The following is an 18,127-nucleotide window of genomic DNA, read 5'->3' as shown; positions in this document are numbered from 1 at the left end:
GTCGCCGCTTTCTTGCGGCGCGGTTGATTGATCGTCGTTACTCTACCTGCTAGTGGGCGGCGCGTGAGGGGATCCCTAATGCGCAGGAACGGTGCGTACGCAGCGCTGTTGGCCTGGGGCATTGCCGCGGCGGCGAGCACGGTGTCGCCGGCGCAGGCGCAGAGCGCGCGCGCTCTGCAGATCGACACGACGGGCCAGTCGCTGGCCACGGCCCTGACCGACATCGCCCGGCGATCGGGACGCGAATTGCTGCTGGCCGCGCCGACGATCGGCGGGCGGGACGCGCCCCGCCTCAAGGGCCGCTACACGCTCGACCAGGCACTGCCGCTGCTGCTGGCCGGATCGGGCCTTGGCCACCGCCGCTCCGCCGATGGCGTCTACATCATCGAGGTCGCGCCGAGGCTGCCGCCGCCAGCGCCAGAGGTTCCGGTCGCCTTGCCCGAACTGCTCGTGACCGCGCGCACCCAGAACAGCGACATCCAGCGCACAGAGAACGACATCCAGCCCTACAAGGTCTGGACCAGTCGCGGCATCGAGCAGACCGGCTCGACCGACATCAACGACTTCCTGCGCGTGACGACGACCGCCAACGCCCAGATCGCGTCGGCGCTGCAGACCCCGGCCGACACCAACGCCAGCAACCGCTCCGAGGTCGACCTGCGGGGCCTGGGCTCCAACCAGACGCTCGTCCTGGTGGACGGCCGGCGAATGCCCGCCCTGCCCTCGGGCGCATCCGCATCCATCCTGCAATCGGACCTCAACGGCCTGCCGCTCGCGGCGGTCGAGCGGATCGAGGTCCTGAATTCCACGGCCGGCGGCGTCTACGGGTCGGGAGCGACCGCCGGCGCGATCAACGTCGTGCTCAAACGCGACTATCAGGGCGCCGACCTCTCCGGCGCCTACGGGATCACCGACGGCGGCGACGCCGCGACCCGCCGGCTCGACGGGCGCGTCGGCTTTTCCCCTGACGACGGCCGCACGGAAGTGATGGTCGCGTTCGGCCTGCTGCGCGCCGACGCCCTGAGCGCCGGAGACCGCGCCTACAGCGCCAGGGCCCGCACGAGACGTTTCGCGAACGATCCGGCCTCGGCCCTCGCCGACTACCCGGTCAGCCGGTCGATCAACATCTTCAGCGCCTCCGGCGCCGCCCTGGTGCTCGATCCCGCCTATGGCGGCGCCAGCCTGGGCGCGGCGACGACCTTCGCGCCAGCGTCCTACGGCGGCGCGACGAGCGACGGCGCCGCCCTGCTGTTGGCCAACGCCGGACGGCTGGACCTCAGCCTGTCGCCGGACGTCAGCGGCGAGCGCCAGACGCTCCTGAGCAAGCGCGAGACCTCGTCCCTGATCGGCAGCGTCCGCCGCCGGTTCGGCGAGGCGATCGAGGCCTATGCCGACCTGCTGGTCCTGCAGAACGACGGCGAGGCGGTGATCCCGTGGAACACGTCGCAAGCCGTCCGCATCGTCGCGGGCGCGCCGACCAATCCGTTCCAGCAGGACATCTACGTCACCTTTCCGACGCCCGGCTTCGACCCGGTCGTCCGCAACCGCAGCCGGACGACGAGAGGAACGGTCGGGGTGATCGCGGAGCTGTCGCGCGGCTGGAAGCTGAGCGCCGACTACAGCGCCGGCAGCGCGCGGATCGACGTCGCCCTGACCGCCAAACCGCCGGGGCCGATCGTCTCCACCGCGGTCATGCAGGGCCGAGGCCTTGATGGCGGCGCGCCGCTCAGTCCCCTGGGCGGGCTGGAGGCGCTGCTCGGCGCGCTGGCCAGTCATACCGTCGACGCCGGCTATGCGTTTTCGCAAGTCGATCGCTTCAAGGACCGGTCGATCCGGCTGGCGGGACCGATCCTAGACCTGGGGGGCGGTCCATTGACCCTATCGCTGAAGGCGGAGGACCGGCGCGACCATGTCCCAAGCTCCGTCTATCGTCGATGGGACCCGCTGACCGGCCTCGCCACCGAGACGCCGATGACGAGCCTGACCCAATCGGCGCGCCACTACTACGCCGAGCTCCGAGCGCCGCTGACGGACCGCCGTGACGGCCCGACCGGATTGAAGGGACTGGAGTTCCAGCTGGCCCTCAGCCGCGAGCGCAACCGGGAACGCCTGGCCGCCAACCTCGCCTCCGAGGACCCACGCTACGCCACGACGAAGGAGGCCGCCCAGACCACCACGGTCTACACCGCGGGCTTCAAGTTCCTTCCCGTCACCGGCGTGATGATCCGAGCCAGCGCGGCGTCGGGCTTCCTGCCGCCTCGGACCGACCAGCTGTGGTCGACGACCGGCGCCTACACCTCGGATCCAGACACGTTCGCGAACTCGTCGCGCTATCTGTACCTGCCGGCCTCGTTCGCTCCGAAGGACCCCCAGCGTGGCGGTGAGGCCCTGGGCCTCGCGGGCGGCTATGACATCGTCGAGGGCGGGTCGACGAACCTGCTGCCGGAGCGCGCGCGCAGCCTGTCCGCCGGCGTCGTGCTGACGCCGACCTGGCTGGAGCGGCTGCGGGTCTCCATCGACTACACCCGGATCGACAAGCGGCGGGAGATCGTCAGCGCCAGCGCCCATGACGTGGACTACTTCCTCGACAACGAGGCGCTGTTTCCCGGACGCGTGACGCGCGCGCCGCTCAGCGACGCCGATCGCGCCAAGGGCTTCACCGTCGGGGTCGTCACCGCCGTGGACACCACGGCCCTGAACATCGGCAGGACGCTGGTCGAGGCGATCGACCTGCAGGGCGACTACCTGATCCCGACCACGCGTCTGGGAGACTTCAAGCTACGCGCGGCGGCGACCTGGCAGCCGCATCTGAGACGGCGGGCCGATCCGCGGAGCGAGGCGGTCGAAGCGGCGGGCTACGCCGACGGTCCGCTGGTCTGGCGCGCGAACGGCGGCCTGGACTGGGCGAAGGGGGCCACGACGCTCGGGGTGAACATCGCCTTCTACGACGGCTATCGCGTGTTCGACAGCACCGACAGCGCTGACACCGTGGCCAGGAAGGTGTTGCAGCAGGGCGCGAGCCGGGTTCCGCCACAGGCCTATGTCGATCTCTACGCGACCCGTCGCGTGGCGCTCGAAACCACGGTCGGCGGGCTGCGGGAAGTCCAGCTGCGCTTCGGCGTACAGAACGTCCTCGACCACGATCCGCCCCTGATCGCGCAGTCGAGCCCGTCAGACCGCTCCCTGCCCTACAGCCCCTATGGCGACCCGCGCGGGCGGCGTTTCGAATTCGGCCTGGTCGGTCATTTCTAGGGCCGGGCGAGCCCGGATGAGGGTTCCTGGAAAACCTGCGTTCTCCCCCGCTGAAGGCGTCCGCCCGGACGCCCAGACGCGGCCTTGCGCCGCGCCTCATCCCTGGAGGACAGCAAGTGTTCAAGCTCGCGCCGATCGCCTTGGCGACCCTACTTCTCGCGACCCCCGCCATGGCGCAGGTCAAGCCTTTCCCGGCCAGCTTCAAGACCCAGGAGATCGCCACCAACGGCGCGACGATCCACGTCCGCGTCGGCGGTTCGGGACCGGCCGTCGTGCTGCTGCACGGCTATGGCGAGACCGGCGACATGTGGGAGCCGCTGGCCGTCGAACTGGCCAAGGATCACACCGTCGTCGTGCCCGACCTGCGGGGCCTTGGCCTGTCGTCCAAGCCGGTTTCCGGCGGCTACGACAAGAAGAACCAGGGCCAGGACGTGGCCGGCGTGCTCGACGCCCTGAAGATCACCAAGGCTGACCTCGTCACCCACGACATCGGCAACATGGTCGGCTACGCCTTCGCCGCCGAGCATCGCGATCGCGTCGGCCGCTTCGTGCTGATCGACGCGCCTCTGCCCGGCGTCGGGCCGTGGGACGAGATCCTGAAGAACCCGCTGCTGTGGCATTTCCGGTTCGGCGGTCCCGACATGGAGCGCCTGGTCGCCGGTCGCGAACGCATCTATCTCGACCGCTTCTGGAACGAGTTCTCGGCCAATCCCGCCCGGTTCACCGAGGCTTCGCGCCAGCACTACGCCAAGCTCTACGCCCAACCTGGCGCCATGCACGGCGGCTTCTCGCAGTTCGCCGCCTTCGACCAGGACGCCATCGACAACAAGGCCTTCGTCGCCGAGGGCAAGCTGACCGTGCCGGTGCTCGCGCTGGGCGGCGAGAAGTCGTTCGGACCGATGATGGCGACGGTGATGCGCTTCGCGGCCAGCAACGTTACCGAGGGCGTCGTCCCCGACTCCGGTCACTGGATCATGGAGGAAAACCCCAAGGCCACCGTGGCGATGGTGCGCGACTTCCTGGACGCCAAGCCGTGAACCGCATCGTTCCAGTATCAGCCAGCGCCGCGATCCTGCTGGCGACCTTCGCCATCGCGGGCGGTGCTTGGGCCGCGGAGCCTCTGGTTCGCCTGACGCCGCTCGAGATCGACGGCCTGGCCAAGGGCGGCGCCACGGCCGGCACCTCGGGCGTATCGGGCATCCGCACGACGGTCCTGTACGGCGACCCGACCAAGGCCGGCCCCTACACGATCGCGCTGCAGGTCCCGCCCAACACCCGCATCGCCGCCCACGGGCACCGCGACGACCGCACCGCCGTGGTCGTCGCCGGCGTCTGGCGCTTCGGCTACGGGCGCAAGGCCGACGAGACCCTGGTCAAGACCCTGCCGCCGGGCAGCTTCTACAGCGAGCCAGCCGGGGTGGACCATTTCGCCATGACCGGACCGGAGGGCGCCAGCGTCTACATCTCCGGCTTCGGCCCGACCAGCACCGACTATGTCGAGGCGGCCGACGCACCCAAGCCCTGACGACATCGACCTTGGGGGCAAGGCCGACGCCTTGCCCCCTTCGTTCGATCGGAACGAGGTTCAGCGCCGCGTGGAGACGAGTTCGTAGGTGTCGGCGTCGCGGGCGACCATCCGGACCGGCAACACCTGCGACACCGAGCGTCCGAACCGCCTGGCGTCGCCCGTCCTGAAGACGCCGGTGATGCGCAGGGCCGCGACCTTCGGGTCGCGGATGACGATCTTGGCTCGCGTGTAGCGGTTCAGCAGGCCGACGGCTTCGGACAGCGGCTGGTCATGAAACTCCAGGACGCCCTGCTTCCAGCCGAGGGCCTCGTCGAGATCGACCGGCGCCACCGTGCCCTGCGCGCCGTTCCTGGCGGTGAAGGCCTGGCCGGGCGCGAGCCGGATCGGCGGCTCGCTCGCCCTCGCCTGGACCGGGGCCACCGACACGACGCCTTCGGCCAGCACGACCCGCAAGGCTCCCGGCGTCAGGCGCACGTCGAACTGGGTGCCCAGCGCGGTGACCACGCGCCCGCCGGCGCGAACCGCGAAGGGATGAGCCCGGTCATGGGCGACATCGAAGAACGCCCGGCCGCTCAGCAGGCGCACCTCGCGCCGGCCGCCTGAAAAGGCCACGTCGATCCCGCTGTCGACGTCCAGCGTCACCCGGGTGCCGTCCGGCAGGTCGACGATGGATTTCTGGCCCTTGCCGGTGACGTAGTCGGCCCGGCCGACGGCGGTGAGCGAAGGCCCCGCCTCGACCGCCACCTTGGCCGGCTCGCCTGAACCGCCGAACCAGCCCTGATGAACGCCCGTGAGCAGCGTCGCCGATAGCGCCAGAGCCGCGATCGACGCCGCGACCGCCCGAGGCCAGAACGGCTCGGCGGCCGGCTCGGGGCTGGCCCGCCGCGCCGCCCGCGCCATGGCCGCGATCAGGTCGCTGTCCTCGGCGTCCTCGAAGACGTCCCAGACGCGATGGGCCTGAATCCAGGCGTCGCGGTTGTCCTGGCTTTCCTCCAGCCAGGCCGCGAACTGCTCGCGCTGGGGCGACTGATCGAGGTCGTCGCGGGCCAGCCAGCGCGCCGCGGCCTGGGCGGGGGTCATGGCGTCGCGGGTCATCGGGCGTCTCCCGCGTGGGCCATGAGGTGCTCGATGGCGCGAACCATGTGCTTTTCCACCGTGCTGATCGAAAGGCCAAGGCGCGTGGCGATAGCCTGATGGCGCAGGCCGTCGATCCGGCGCAGCAGGAAGATCGTCCGCGTTCGCTCCGGCATGGTCATGAGGGCGGCGGCGGCGGCGTTCAGCGCCTGCTTGCCGGCATAGATGCGATCAGGGTCGAAGTCGTGTTCGTCGCGCAGGCTGGGATCCAGCACCACGTGCCCGTCGGCGTGCCGGACCGCCCGACGCCGGTAGCGGTCGGCCAGGACGCTGGCGGCGATCTGGAAGATGTAGGCGCTGGCGTGATCGGTGTTCGAGGGCGTGCCGCGCACGGTCAGGCGCAGGAACACCTCCTGGACCAGATCCTCGACCTCGACGGGGTTGCGCACCCGGCGTCGGAAATAGGCGGCCAGCGGTCCGCGCATCGCCGACGCCTGGCGGGCGAAGACGTCCGCGCGCGCAGCGGCCTCGGAGGCGTCGGACATGGGCTCCCCTCGCGCCATTCCCATCAGAGACTCCGATCCCTGTCCAACGGCATGTGGCGCGGGCTTTCGAGAGGGCAGAACGCAGCGCCGGCGAAAGTCCTCATCAAAAATATTTCCTGGATCGACCGGCGGGATCACCTGGCGCGCCCTGGTGGCGAATGAGGGTTTTCGTCGCCCGTGCGTAATGCCTCCCCGGGCGGGCGCAAGCGACGGTCGCCGACGGAAATGACGATGTGCGATCCCTCGATGGACAAGACAGAACTCGCTTCGCCGATCGACCTGATGGCGCAGACCGTGCTGGACATGCTGGATCGCGCCGACCGGGCGGTGGAGGTCGATCCCCGCCAGGCCCGGATTCTCATCGGCCAGGCGTCGCGCCTTCTGGCGCCGGCCCGCGACGTCCGCCTCGCGCCGAGGCGGCGTTCGGACCTGACGCTCGCGCCATGGCAGGAGCGCAGGGTCGTGCGCCATATCGACGAGCGCCTGGGTCAGCCGATCAGCGTCGCCGAACTGGCCGAAGGCGTCGGCTTCAGCCCCAGCCACTTCTCGCGCTGCTTCAAGAGCAGCTTCGGCGTCGCCCCGCGCGCATATGTGATCCGCAGACGCCTGGAACGCGCCAAGAGCCTGATGCTGCACACCCGCTTGCCGCTGTGCCAGATCGCGATGGATTGCGGCTTCAGCGACCAGGCGCACATGTCCCGCACCTTCCGCGCCATCGTCGGCAGCTCGCCGAACCGCTGGCGGCGTGAGCAGGCTTCGGGCGCGGCGATCTTGATTCCCACAAGCCTGCCGAACGTTTCACAAATTGGGAAACAGCGCCTCGAAGGCTGAGATTTCACTTCATCTCTGAAACATAGGTTTCCAATAGATTTCCAATCGTTTTCGCTGAATGCAGATTGGCCGAAATTCGCCGTTATATAGTCATGAAGCGCACGCTTCCGAATTGACAAACCATCGACTTCGACAAGATTGCCAAAATCGTTGCAGAGATCGCAAAGATCCGCAGCGAACGTGAAGACCGCTCACATAGGCGACGCCGCGATAACCCCCGCGTATGATCGCCAACACATCGAGGCATGACGTCGAAACTTCGGCGCTCGTATTCTGCCAACGAGCGCTGCTCCCGACGCAACGAAGCGTCGGCGACCGATCGCCAAGGCCCCGGTGTTTCCACACGCCAGCTTCGATCCAACCGCAACGCCCGCGATCACAGCGGCGTCCGGCGGCTCGACTTGGCGCGTCTCGATTTCGGCCAACACACACCGCGGCGACCGGAGGGGGCGCCGCGCTGAACAAGGGCGGTCACCGCCTGCACTCTCGGAGGGAACTCATGAAGAACGTCCGCAGACCACGCTTCGAAACCCAATTGCTGATGACCACGGGCCTGGCCGCGGCCATCCTGGGCTCGAGCTCGTCGATCGCCCTGGCCCAAGCCGCCCAGCCCACCGATACGGCCAAGGCCGCGCCGGAAGCGACGGTCGAGAACAAGGTCGCGGAAATCGTCGTCGTCGGCACCCGCGCCAGCCTGCAGTCGGCCATGGGCCGCAAGAAGCGCGCGGGCACGATCTCGGACTCCATCGTCGCCGAGGACATCAGCCAGTTTCCCGACAAGAACGTCGGCGAGGCCCTGGGCCGGGTGACCGGCGTGCAGTTGGCCCGCGACTTCGGCGAAGGCAACGCGGTGTCGATCCGCGGCGTCGAGCCCGACCTGAACCGGGTCGAGATCAACGGCATGAGCACGCTGTCGACCGCCGGCAACCTGGCCGTCTACGGCGGCGGCGGCCGCGCCAACGACTTCCGTGAACTGGCCTCGGAGCTGGTCAAGTCGATCGACGTGTTCAAGGGCTTCACCGCCGACATGACCGAAGGCGGCGTCGGCGGCACGGTCTCGGTGACCACCCGCAAGCCGCTGGACTTCAAGAAGCCGACCCTGTCGCTGACCGGTTCGATGCAGAACCTCGACACGGCCAAGGGCTGGAAGCCGCGCGGCAACCTGTTCGCCGCCACCCAGCTGTTCGACGGGCGCCTGGGCCTGATGGCCAATGTCACCTACGACAAGGTCAACACCCGGGGCGACTATGTCCGCAACTCGTCGTGGGGCCGGTTCGCCGACTTCGACGGTTCGACCGACAAGACGGTCGACTACTATTCGACCGCCTACAGCCAGGAGATCAACGACCTGGCCAGCGGCGTCAGCACCTATGCCGGCTGCTCCAGCCTGACCTCGCCCGACACCAGCCAGATCTCGACCAGCAACCTGCGCACCGCCTGCCAGAGCCAGTGGTACGACTACGCCCCGCGCGTGGCCCGCTACGGCGTCTGGACTCGCGAGGACGAGCGCCTCTCGGCCGAGTTCACGGTGCAGTACCGGGTCAGCGACAAGATCGACGTCTGGGCCAGCTACAACCGCAATGAGCGGTCGCAGCGCCTGAACGACATCAACTACGGCACCGACTTCACCTCGGCGACGCGCCTGCGCAACGCGGCCTCGGCCAGCGCCTGCTCGTCGACCAACACCACGGCCAGTTCCGTCGTCGTGGACGCCAACCACAACGTCATCCAGTACACCCTGGGCAACTGCCTCACCACCTCGGGCGCCGGCGGCTACAACGGCTTCGGCATCAGTTCGCGCGACTTCGCCTACGACTCCTCGAGCGACTACTACAACGTCGGCGCCAACTACCGTGGCGACCGCCTGCAGGTCGAGTTCCAGGCCTCCAGCGCCGAGACCTCGACCGTCTCGCAGACCAATAACGTCAGCGTCAGCTTCGACACGCCCGGCATGACGGTCACCCTCGACCCGACCACCGGCGCGCCGTCGTTCACTTTCGCCACCGGCTACAGCCCGTCGGACGCCTCGGCGATCCGCCAATGGCAGATCCAGTACCGTCCGTCGAACTCGGCCACGGAAGAGAAGCAGTACAAGATCGACTTCGACTACGAGACCAACCTGCCGTTCCTCAAGAAGATCGAGTTCGGCGGCCGCGCCACCGACTTCTCGACCAAGGGCTACGGCTACGGCGGCTACATCCTCGACGGCGGCACGAACGACTACTCCACCGCCGACGACACCGTCCTCTACACCAACGCGGTCAATTCGACGGCGACGATCCTGAGCACCCAGACGGCTGACCAGACCAGCCCGACCGCCGCCTCGGCGGCCTACACCACCGGCTATTGGTCGACGACCGAGACCTGGTCGCGGGCGTTCTCGAACGCGGTCTTCTCGCAGGCGATGACCCAGCTGCCCGACGCCTTCTACTACGGCGGCGGCTCCCTGCCCTCGACCTGGCTCTATCCGAACTTCAACCAGGTCGCCCAGTACCTCGACACGTCGCACTTCAACCTGAACAACCTGGTGACCACCACCGGCAACGACGGCAAGACCTACGAGCAGATCCCCTACCGGATCGCCGAGCAGACCGACGCCCTGTACCTGAAATTCGACTACGAGTTCCCGCTGTTCGACTACGACGTGGTGGGTAACTTCGGCTGGCGCCGGGTCCATACCAAGACCTCTGGCACGGGCGCTCAAACCCGCAGCGAGACCTATGCGGCGACCAACGGCGGCACCTCGACGACCTATGTGCTGAGCAACTCGATCGCGACCATGACCAAGGACTACACGGTCTGGCTTCCGAGCTTCAACGTGGGCCTTTGGCTGCAGCCCAACAAGCTGTCGGCCCGCGCCGGCTTCGCCCAGCTGATGGCCCGTCCGCGGATGGACTACCTTATGCCGACGGTCAGCTGCACGACCGACAATTCCCCCGACGCCAGCGGCGAATATGACGAACCCAGTTGCTCGGCCGGCAATCCGAACCTGAAGCCCTATCGCGCCAACCAGTACGACCTGTCGTTCGAGTGGTACCCCAACAGCGACACCCAGCTGTCGCTGGGCCTGTTCTACAAGGACATCAAGTCGTTCTACGTCAGCTCGCGCACGCTGATCGGCAAGGTCGACGTCTACGGCGACGGCGTGCTCTACAACTACAACACCTACATCAACGGCCAGGGTGCGAAGATCTCGGGCCTGGAACTGACCGGCAAGACGGCCCTGACCTGGCTGCCGGGCGCGCTGTCGGGCTTCGGCGTCGACGCCAACTACACCTACCAGGAAGCCAAGGACGTCGAGCTCTATTCCACGCTCGACGGCTCGCCGCTGCCGTTCCCCGGCCTGTCGAAGAGCAGCGCCAACCTGACGGTCTGGTACGACAAGGGCCCGATCAACGCCCGTCTCGCCTACAACTATCGTTCGAAGTACCTGTCATCGGCGGCCGACACCTCGGGCCAGCCGGTGTTCAAGGAGCCGACCGGCTATCTGGACGGCAAGATCACCTGGAAGCCGGGCCCGAAGGGTCTGCAGCTCTTCGTCGAAGGCAAGAACCTGACCAAGGAAGAAGAAGTCTCGACGGCCGGCGACATCCGCCTGATCGAGCAAGGCTACTTCGGTCGCCGCTTCTTCATGGGCTTCACCTACAAGTACTAGCCCTCTGAAACCCCGGCCGCGCGCCCCCCCAGTGCGCGCGGCCGAGGCCATTTGCTGCAAGCCTCGATCCGGCCGAACTGGTAAGCCACCCTCACGGAGTCGCTTACGGAAGACCGGTCATGAATTTCTCGACGCTGCGCACGACCAGCAAGGTCACCACCGAGTGGAAGTACGCCCAGCCGACCGCCAGCAAGAGCGGCCTGCTGCAGGTCGACACCGCGCCCGACCACAAGCTCTACTGGGAAGAATACGGCAATCCGGACGGCGAGCCGGTGATGTTCCTGCATGGCGGCCCCGGCGGCGCCTGCGCCCCGCCGATGGCCCGCTTCTTCGATCCCGACCGCTATCGCGTCATCCTGTTCGACCAGCGCGGCTGCGGCAAAAGCCAGCCGACCGTGGCCTCGGCCGGTCCGCAGGTCGCCCTGACCCACAACACCACCGATCATCTGGTCGACGACATCAACAAGCTGCGCGACGCGCTGGGCATCACCGGCCGCATGCACGTGTTCGGCGGCAGCTGGGGCAGCACCCTGGCGCTGACCTACGCCATCCGCCACGCCGACAAGGTGGCCTCGCTGATCCTGCGCGGCATCTTCCTCGGCGCGACCGAAGACCTGCTCTACATGTACCAGGGCAATGCGGCGGCCTTCACCCAGACGCCCTACGCCCTGACCGAGCCCGGCGCCTACATCGCCTATCCCGACGAGTGGAAGGCCTTCGTCGAGGTGATCGCACCGGAAGACCGGGGCGACATCATGGGCGCCTACAAGGCGATCTTCGACATGGTCCCGGCGAGCGAGGCCGAGCGTCGTCGCCAGCTCGAAGCCGCCGTGGCCTGGTCGGTCTGGGAAGGCACGATCTCGAACATGATCCCCGACAACGCCGACGCCGGGAAGTTCGGCGAGGCCGACTTCGCCCTGTGCTTCGCCCAGATCGAGGCCCACTTCTTCGCCAACGGCCTGTTCCTGGAGCCGGACTACATCGTGCGCAACGCGGGCGCGCTGAAGGGTCTCGACATCCACATCGTCCACGGCCGCTTCGATCAGGTCTGTCCGCTGTCGCAGGCCTCGCGCCTGGTCGCGGCGCTTAACGAGGTCGGCGCCCCGCCGGCCAGCTATGTGAAGACCGACGCTGGCCACAGCGCCATGGAGGGCCAGACGGTTCTGGCCCTGACGGCGATCATGGACGGGCTGCCCAGGATCTAGGCCGCCCTGCGGCTCGTCTCGCCGCACATCCGCCGATAGCGCTCCAGCAGCCGGTCCAGCGTCGCGCGCTTGACCGGCCGGCCGTCGCGCAGCTTGACCCAGGTGGTCTCGCTGATGCCGAAGGTGTCCTGCAGGCAGGCCTTGGTGGCCGCCGGCAGGACCCGTCGCAGGGCCAGGAAGGTTTCGCGGTCGATCACCGCGTCGGCCAGACGCTCGGCCATGTCACTTCCCCGCCGACGGCGGCGTGGTCGCCTTGACGAGGTCGAGGCGCGCCTTCGACGGATCCGGACCGACCCTCACGCCGTCATTGGTGAAGTCGATGATCACGTCGCCCGCCGCGTCGTACTTCGGCCAGGCCGGCTGACCGGCGGCGTCAGGCGCGCCCTTGGTTGCGAAGGCGATCCAGTAGGCGTGGGCGGCCTTGGCGGCGGCCGCGTCGGCCGGGGTCAGGGCCGCGCCGTAGCGGGCGTCGACGGTGTCGAACACGAACGGAATCTCGGTGGCGTGCGGGGCGCTCCACCAGCCCTCGCGCTGGCTTTCGGCCACGTAGGAGAAGCGGAACGACCAGACCGGCGCGCCCTGGGCGGCCAGGGTGCGGGCGACCTCGCGGGCCGGCTCGATGAACATCCGGTCGCCGGCGGCCTTCCAGCCATAGACCTTGATGTCGCCGTCGCCGGTCGGGTCGTAGAGCGTCTCGGCCTCGGCGCGCCTGTCGCCGAACGGGGCGAAGACCTGGTCGCGCGTCCCGCCGAAGAAGAAGCCGTCGGCGCCGGTGGCGCCGACCAGCACGGGCGTCTTGGTCCACTCCCCGGCCGCGTAGGCGTCGAGCACCGGCTTGGTGACGAGCTTGCCGTCGACCATCGGCCCGCCGTTCCAGGTGGGAACGCCGGAGGTGGCCATGTTCAGGCCGTCGACTACGGCGTCGGCCGGCAGGGCGCGCAGGGCCGCGAGGGCTTCAGCGCCCTCCCCGGTCACGCCGGCCTTGGCGGCGAAGGCGACGCCGACGCTCTCGGCCGAGCGCTCGCCCGGCGCGGCCTTGATCGGCAGCGAGGGCAAGAGGCGCGGCCGCCCGCCGCCCGACTGGATGATGGCCTTGTCGAACAGGCCCTCGGCCAGGGGCGTGGTCAGCAGGGCGTGGACCGACATGCCGCCGGCCGACTCCCCGAAGATCGTGACGTTGTCCGGATCGCCCCCGAAGGCGGCGATGTTGGCCTTGACCCACTTCAGGGCCGCGATCTGGTCCATGAAGGCGTAGTTGCCCAAGAGGCCGCCGTCGGCGTTCTCGGCGCTCAGGGCCGGATGGGCGAAGAAGCCGAAGCGGCCGACCCGGTAGTTGAAGCTGACCAGCACGACGCCGTCGCGGGCGAAGCGGTCGCCGGCATAGACCTCGGGCGAGGAGCCGCCGTTGACGAAGCCGCCGCCGTAGATCCAGACCATGACCGGCTTCTTGGCCTTGGCCTTGATGGCGTCCTTCGGCGTCCAGACGTTCACATAGAGGCAGTCCTCGGCCGGCTTGACGCCCAGGGGCGCGGCGTCGCCCGGGAACGGGTTCTGCGCGCAGTCGGGGCCATATTCGGCGGCCGAGCGGACGGCGGTCCAGGCCTTGGGGGCCTGGGGCGCGCGCCAGCGCAGCGGACCGACCGGCGGCGCGGCGAAGGGCACGCCCTTGAAGGCCGCGACCGGACCGGTCTCGACGCCTTCGACCGGACCGTTCGTGGTCTTGACCACGGGACCCGCGAGAACGGGAAGCCCGACGGTGAGCGCGAGCGCCAGGCCGGAAACCAGAGACTTCATCACTACGCCCTCCCCTACGGCTTCAGCGTCCGCGCCTTGACCTTGGCGCCGCCCTTCAGGGCCAGATCGGTCGCCGAGGCGCCGACCGCCACCTGATAGTCGCCGCCCGTGACGACCCAACGATGACCCTTGGCGTCGAAGCTGGCCAGCAGGCGCGGATCGGCAGTCAGGGTCACGCGACGGGTCTCGCCCGGCTTGAGGGCCAGCTTGTCGAAGCCGATCAGGCGCTGCAACGGCTTGCCGGCCGCGCCGGTCAGATAGACCTGCGGGGCGTCCTTGCCCTCGACCTTGCCGGTGTTGGCGACGTCGAAGCTGACCGTGACCGTTTGTCCGCCTTCCACCTTGAGGTTCGAATAGGCGAACGAGGTGTAGGACAGGCCGTAGCCGAACGGGAACAGCGGCTTGTCGCCCGTGACGGCGAAGCGGCGGTAACCGACGTCGGCGCCCTCGGTGTAGTTGACGTCGAACTGGGTCTTTTCCGGCAGGCCGCGGCCCGGCAGGGCCTCGCGCGGATACTGGGCCTGCGAGGCCGGGAAGGTCATCGGCAGGCGGCCCGACGGATTGACCGCGCCGAACAGCACGTCGGCGATGGCTTCGCCGCCCTTGGCGCCCGAGTACCAGGCCTCGACCACCGCGCCGGCGTCGTTCAGCCAGGGCATGGAGACCGGGCCGCCGGTCTGCAGCACGACGATGGCGTTGGGGTTGGCGGCCGTGACGGCGGCGATCAGCTCGTCCTGGCCGTTGGGCAGGGACAGGTCGAAGGCGTCCTCGCCCTCGCCCATCCACTGGTTGCCGAACACCACCACGACATCGGCGGCCTTTGCGGCGGCCACGGCCGAGGCGATGTAGCGGCCGTCGTCGAAGGTGACCTTGGCGTCAGGCGCGCTCTTGCGGATCGCGGCCAGCGGCGAGGAGCCGTTGAAGTACTGGCTGCGGAACGGCCCCATCATGCCCTCGCCGCCCAACGGCACGACGCGCTTGGCGCCGCCCGGAGGCACGACCTGCGAGGAGCCGCCGCCCGACAGCACGCCGGCGTCGGCGTGACCGCCAATCACGGCGATCGTCTTGGCGGTCTTGGCCAGCGGCAGCAGGCCCTCGCGGTTCTTCAGCAGCACCACGCCTTCGGTCGCCGCAGCGCGAGCGGTCTCGGCGTTGGCGTCGTAGTCGATGGTCCCGCCCGAGGTCACCGGCTTGTCGAACAGGCCGGCGGCGAACATCGAGCGCAGGATGCGGCGGCTGGCGTCGGCCAGGCGCGCGGCCGGGACCTCGCCCTTCTCGACGGCGGCCTTCAGCGGCTCGCCGAACCAGATCTTGGCGTCGAGCTGCTCGCCCGACTGCTGGTCCAGACCCTTGAGGATGTAGTCGGTGGCGTGGACCGCGCCCCAGTCCGACATCACCCAGCCCTTGTAGCCCCAGTCGCCCTTCAGGACGTCGTTAAGCAGGTGGGGATTGCCGCAGCTGTAGTCGCCGTTGACGAGGTTGTAGGCGCACATCACCGAGCCGGGCTGGCCCTTTTCGACGGCGATCTGGAAGGCCAGCAGGTCGCTCTCGCGATGCGCGGCCTCGTCGATGATGGAATTGGCGAAGTGGCGGCTGGTCTCCTGGCCGTTCAGCGAGAAGTGCTTGATCGTCGAGATGATGCCCTGGTCCTGGATGCCCTTGATCTGGGCGGCCGCGAGGTTGGCGGCCAGCCAGGGGTCCTCGCCAAGATATTCGAAGTTGCGGCCGTTGCGCGGGTCGCGGGCCAGGTTCACGCCGCCGGCCAGCTGGACGTTGAAGCCCTTGGCGCGCGCCTCGCGGCCGACCACCGCCCCGCCCTCATAGGCCAGCTTGCTGTTGAAGGTCGCGGCCAGCGACAGGCCCGAGGCCAGGGCCGTGGCGCCGTCGCCGGGACGCACGCCCAGCGGATTGGTGACGCCGAGGCTGGCGTCGCTTTCCTGCAGGGCCGGCACGCCCAGACGCGGGATGCCGGGGATGTAGCCGGCCGAGCCGATGGCGCCCTCGGGCTTCTTGATGCCGAAGATCGGCATCGACATCGGGCCGTGAACCAGGCCGATGCGCTCGTCGAGAGTCAGCTCCTTCTCCAGCAGGGCCGCGCGCTCGTCGGGCGAGAGCTTGGTGTTCATCCACGGCTGGGCGGTTTGGGCGGACGCGGCGGAGGCCAGCGAAAGGGCCGCGATGCTGGCGGCGGTCGTCAGACGGATCATGGTCGCGGGTCCTCAGTAGGTCAGGCCGTAGTGGATCGGGTAGAGCGGCTTTTCGCTGTCGTGCGGGGCGTCCTCGGCCTGGGCCTCGACGGCGGCCATCGACGAGGGCAGCTCGAAGGGCAGCTTGCCGCGAGCGTGCGCCTTGCCCGTCACGGCGTCGAGGAAGGCCTCGTCGCTGGCGCCGAAGTCGCCGATCAGCACGGCGGCCTTGTTGCGGACATTGGTCAGGATCGCCGGACGGTCGAGATAGACGCTGACGATGGTCGGGACCTTGGCCGAGGCGGCCTTGATGGCCTCGTAGTCGGCGTTACCGTCCTTGAACGACAGGTCGCCCTCGTGCTGGAAGCTGCCGAAGGTGTAGTTCGGGTGCAGGGTCTCGAACGGCGTCGCGGCGCGGATGATGGCCAGATCCGCCTGGGCAAGATCCTCGACCGGCGTCAGGCCATAGGCCTTGGCGACTTCGGGTGAGACGCCCTTCAGCCAGACCTTGCGGCCGGCGGCCTTCAGCGGCAGGAGGCCATTCTTGTTCTCCAGCACCGTCAGGGCCGCGCTCTGGGCCGCCTGGCCCTCGGCGACGAAGGTCTTGGAGCCGACAACGGCCGTCGCGGCCTTGGGATCGACATAGGGGTTCTCGAACAGGCCCTGCTCGAACTTCACCACCAGGATGCGCTTCACGGATTCGTCGATGCGCGCTTCGGTGATCTTGCCGGCCTTCACGGCGGCCACCAGCTCGGCCGTGTCCTCGACGCCGCCGAACTGATCCAGACCCGCATTGACGCCCTTGGCGTAGCGGTCGACCTTGGCCAGGTCCTCGACGCCCCAGGCGGTGGAGAAGCCCTCGAAGCCGGGGCGCACGCCGGCCGGGAAGCCGTTGCGGCAGGTCTCTCCGCAGTCATTGGTGATCGCCCAGTCGGACACCACCACGCCCTTGAAGCCGTGCTTGCCGCGCAGCAGATCGGTCAGCAGCTGCTTGGAGAAGCCGGCGGCGACCGGCTCCAGAGCCGTACCTTCGAGGGAGACGCCCTGGAGAATGGCGTAGGTCGGCATCACGCCGACGACGCCGGCGGAGAAGGCCTCATCGAACGGCTTCACGTGCAGGTCGAACTGGCCCTTGGGGAAGACGGCGTAGCGGCCATAGCTGTTATGGCCGTCGAAGCCCTTGGCCGAAGCGCCGTAGCCGACCCAGTGCTTGACCACGGCCGAGACGCCGTTCGCGACGAGACCGGTGTCGCCGCCCTGGAAACCCTGGATGTAGGCCTTGGTCATCTTGCCGACGAGGTCGGCGTCCTCACCGAAGGTGCCATTGGTGCGCGGCCAGCGCGGCTCGGTCGACAGGTCGGCCATCGGCGAAAGGGCCTGGTGGATGCCGACCGCGCGGTACTCCTGGCGGGCGACGTCGCCGAAGCGCCGCACTAGCTTGGTGTCGCCGATGGCGGCCAGGCCCGGGGCCTCGGGCCACTTGGAGAAACCGCCGGCCTCGACACTGGCGCCGGCCGTGAACTGGAAGTGGTGGCGCGGATCGGTGCTGATGGTCGCCGGCACGCCCAGGCGGCCCTTCTCGGCGACGGCCTGGATGGCGTTGTTCTGCTCGGCCAGGAAGGCCGGAGCGCCGGCGAGACGGGTGATGAAGGTGGTGACGTGGCGGTCGATGACCAGCGGCGTCGCCTTGGCCATGTCGTAGCCCGAGCCCATGCCGGCCACGCCCATCGGGCCGGTCGCCGGCAGGGTGCCGTGCATCATCTGGCCGGCCTTCTCGTCCAGCGTCATGCGCTGGGTCAGGTCGGCGGCGCGAGCCTCGGGCGACAGGCGCCAGTCCTCGTAGGGCTCGAGCTTGCCGTCCCGGTCGAGGTCGCGGAACTTCAGGCCGTCGACCGTGATGACCTTGCCGTCGCGAACGCCCAGTTCGGGTTGCTTAGGTGCGGCGGAGGCCGCACCGCCGAGGATCGCGGCCGAGGCGGCCAGGAGCAGAAGGCGGCGGTCGAGGATCATCGGCTAAACTCGCTTGGTGACACGAAAACAAAGCACGCCCGGCGGGC

General features: G+C 68.7%; 12 protein-coding genes. 6 read left to right on the top strand and 6 right to left on the bottom strand.

All coding sequences use genetic code 11. The features are described from left to right. Positions 1 to 78 precede the first annotated feature (78 nt). The 3 genes from AC1RRS_RS08380 (at position 79) to AC1RRS_RS08370 (ending at position 4,777) form a co-directional block, all read left to right on the top strand. On the top strand, positions 79 to 3,252 hold the full coding sequence (locus AC1RRS_RS08380; RefSeq protein WP_492854731.1) for a TonB-dependent receptor domain-containing protein: 3,174 nt from the start codon (positions 79 to 81) through the stop codon (positions 3,250 to 3,252). A 116-nt stretch (positions 3,253 to 3,368) separates the two neighbouring features. Next, positions 3,369 to 4,289: an alpha/beta fold hydrolase gene (locus AC1RRS_RS08375; protein WP_487291528.1), complete on the top strand. Its 921-nt coding sequence runs from the start codon at positions 3,369 to 3,371 to the stop codon at positions 4,287 to 4,289. Beyond that, complete coding sequence (locus tag AC1RRS_RS08370) at positions 4,286 to 4,777, top strand: cupin domain-containing protein (protein WP_492854730.1); 492 nt, start codon at positions 4,286 to 4,288, stop codon at positions 4,775 to 4,777. Before AC1RRS_RS08375 ends, AC1RRS_RS08370 begins: the two co-directional genes overlap by 4 nt. Positions 4,778 to 4,837: 60 nt before the next feature. Here AC1RRS_RS08370 and AC1RRS_RS08365 read toward each other — a convergent pair whose 3' ends face one another. After that, positions 4,838 to 5,875, bottom strand: a complete 1,038-nt coding sequence (locus tag AC1RRS_RS08365; protein WP_492854729.1) for a FecR family protein — start codon at positions 5,873 to 5,875, stop codon at positions 4,838 to 4,840. Continuing rightward, complete coding sequence (locus AC1RRS_RS08360; RefSeq protein WP_492854728.1) at positions 5,872 to 6,399, bottom strand: RNA polymerase sigma factor; 528 nt, start codon at positions 6,397 to 6,399, stop codon at positions 5,872 to 5,874. Before AC1RRS_RS08360 ends, AC1RRS_RS08365 begins: the two co-directional genes overlap by 4 nt. Positions 6,400 to 6,645: 246 nt before the next feature. Between AC1RRS_RS08360 and AC1RRS_RS08355 the strand changes: the two genes are divergently transcribed. The 3 genes from AC1RRS_RS08355 to pip all read left to right on the top strand — a co-directional run bounded on the left by AC1RRS_RS08355 (position 6,646) and on the right by pip (position 12,090). Beyond that, on the top strand, positions 6,646 to 7,230 hold the full coding sequence (locus AC1RRS_RS08355) for a helix-turn-helix domain-containing protein (RefSeq protein WP_492854727.1): 585 nt from the start codon (positions 6,646 to 6,648) through the stop codon (positions 7,228 to 7,230). A 499-nt stretch (positions 7,231 to 7,729) separates the two neighbouring features. Beyond that, positions 7,730 to 10,885, top strand: coding sequence for a TonB-dependent receptor (locus AC1RRS_RS08350; RefSeq protein WP_492854726.1), 3,156 nt, complete (start codon positions 7,730 to 7,732; stop codon positions 10,883 to 10,885). A 119-nt stretch (positions 10,886 to 11,004) separates the two neighbouring features. Then, the gene (gene pip, locus AC1RRS_RS08345) at positions 11,005 to 12,090 is read left to right on the top strand and encodes a prolyl aminopeptidase (protein ID WP_492854725.1); all 1,086 of its coding nucleotides are present in this window, start codon (positions 11,005 to 11,007) and stop codon (positions 12,088 to 12,090) included. Here pip and AC1RRS_RS08340 read toward each other — a convergent pair. Genes AC1RRS_RS08340 through AC1RRS_RS08325 form a run of 4 tightly spaced genes read right to left on the bottom strand, consistent with a single transcriptional unit; the run spans position 12,087 to position 18,080 of the window. Then, the gene (locus tag AC1RRS_RS08340) at positions 12,087 to 12,311 is read right to left on the bottom strand and encodes a hypothetical protein (protein ID WP_110119434.1); all 225 of its coding nucleotides are present in this window, start codon (positions 12,309 to 12,311) and stop codon (positions 12,087 to 12,089) included. The genes pip and AC1RRS_RS08340 overlap by 4 nt on opposite strands. Position 12,312: 1 nt before the next feature. After that, positions 12,313 to 13,884 (bottom strand): carboxylesterase/lipase family protein, encoded by a 1,572-nt coding sequence (locus tag AC1RRS_RS08335; protein ID WP_492854724.1) that lies wholly within the window; start codon positions 13,882 to 13,884, stop codon positions 12,313 to 12,315. A gap of 14 nt (positions 13,885 to 13,898) precedes the next feature. Beyond that, a complete protein-coding gene (locus AC1RRS_RS08330) occupies positions 13,899 to 16,091 on the bottom strand; it encodes a beta-glucosidase family protein (protein WP_492854723.1) in 2,193 nt (730 codons plus the stop codon). Positions 16,092 to 16,103: 12 nt separating this feature from the next. Next, positions 16,104 to 18,080: a glycoside hydrolase family 3 protein gene (locus AC1RRS_RS08325; protein ID WP_492854722.1), complete on the bottom strand. Its 1,977-nt coding sequence runs from the start codon at positions 18,078 to 18,080 to the stop codon at positions 16,104 to 16,106. Positions 18,081 to 18,127: the final 47 nt, after the last annotated feature.

It is taken from the genome of Caulobacter sp. GW821-FHT12A07 (assembly GCF_058807655.1).
Note: the sequence above shows the minus strand (reverse complement) of the source record. Positions and strands in the feature narration are given on the sequence as shown.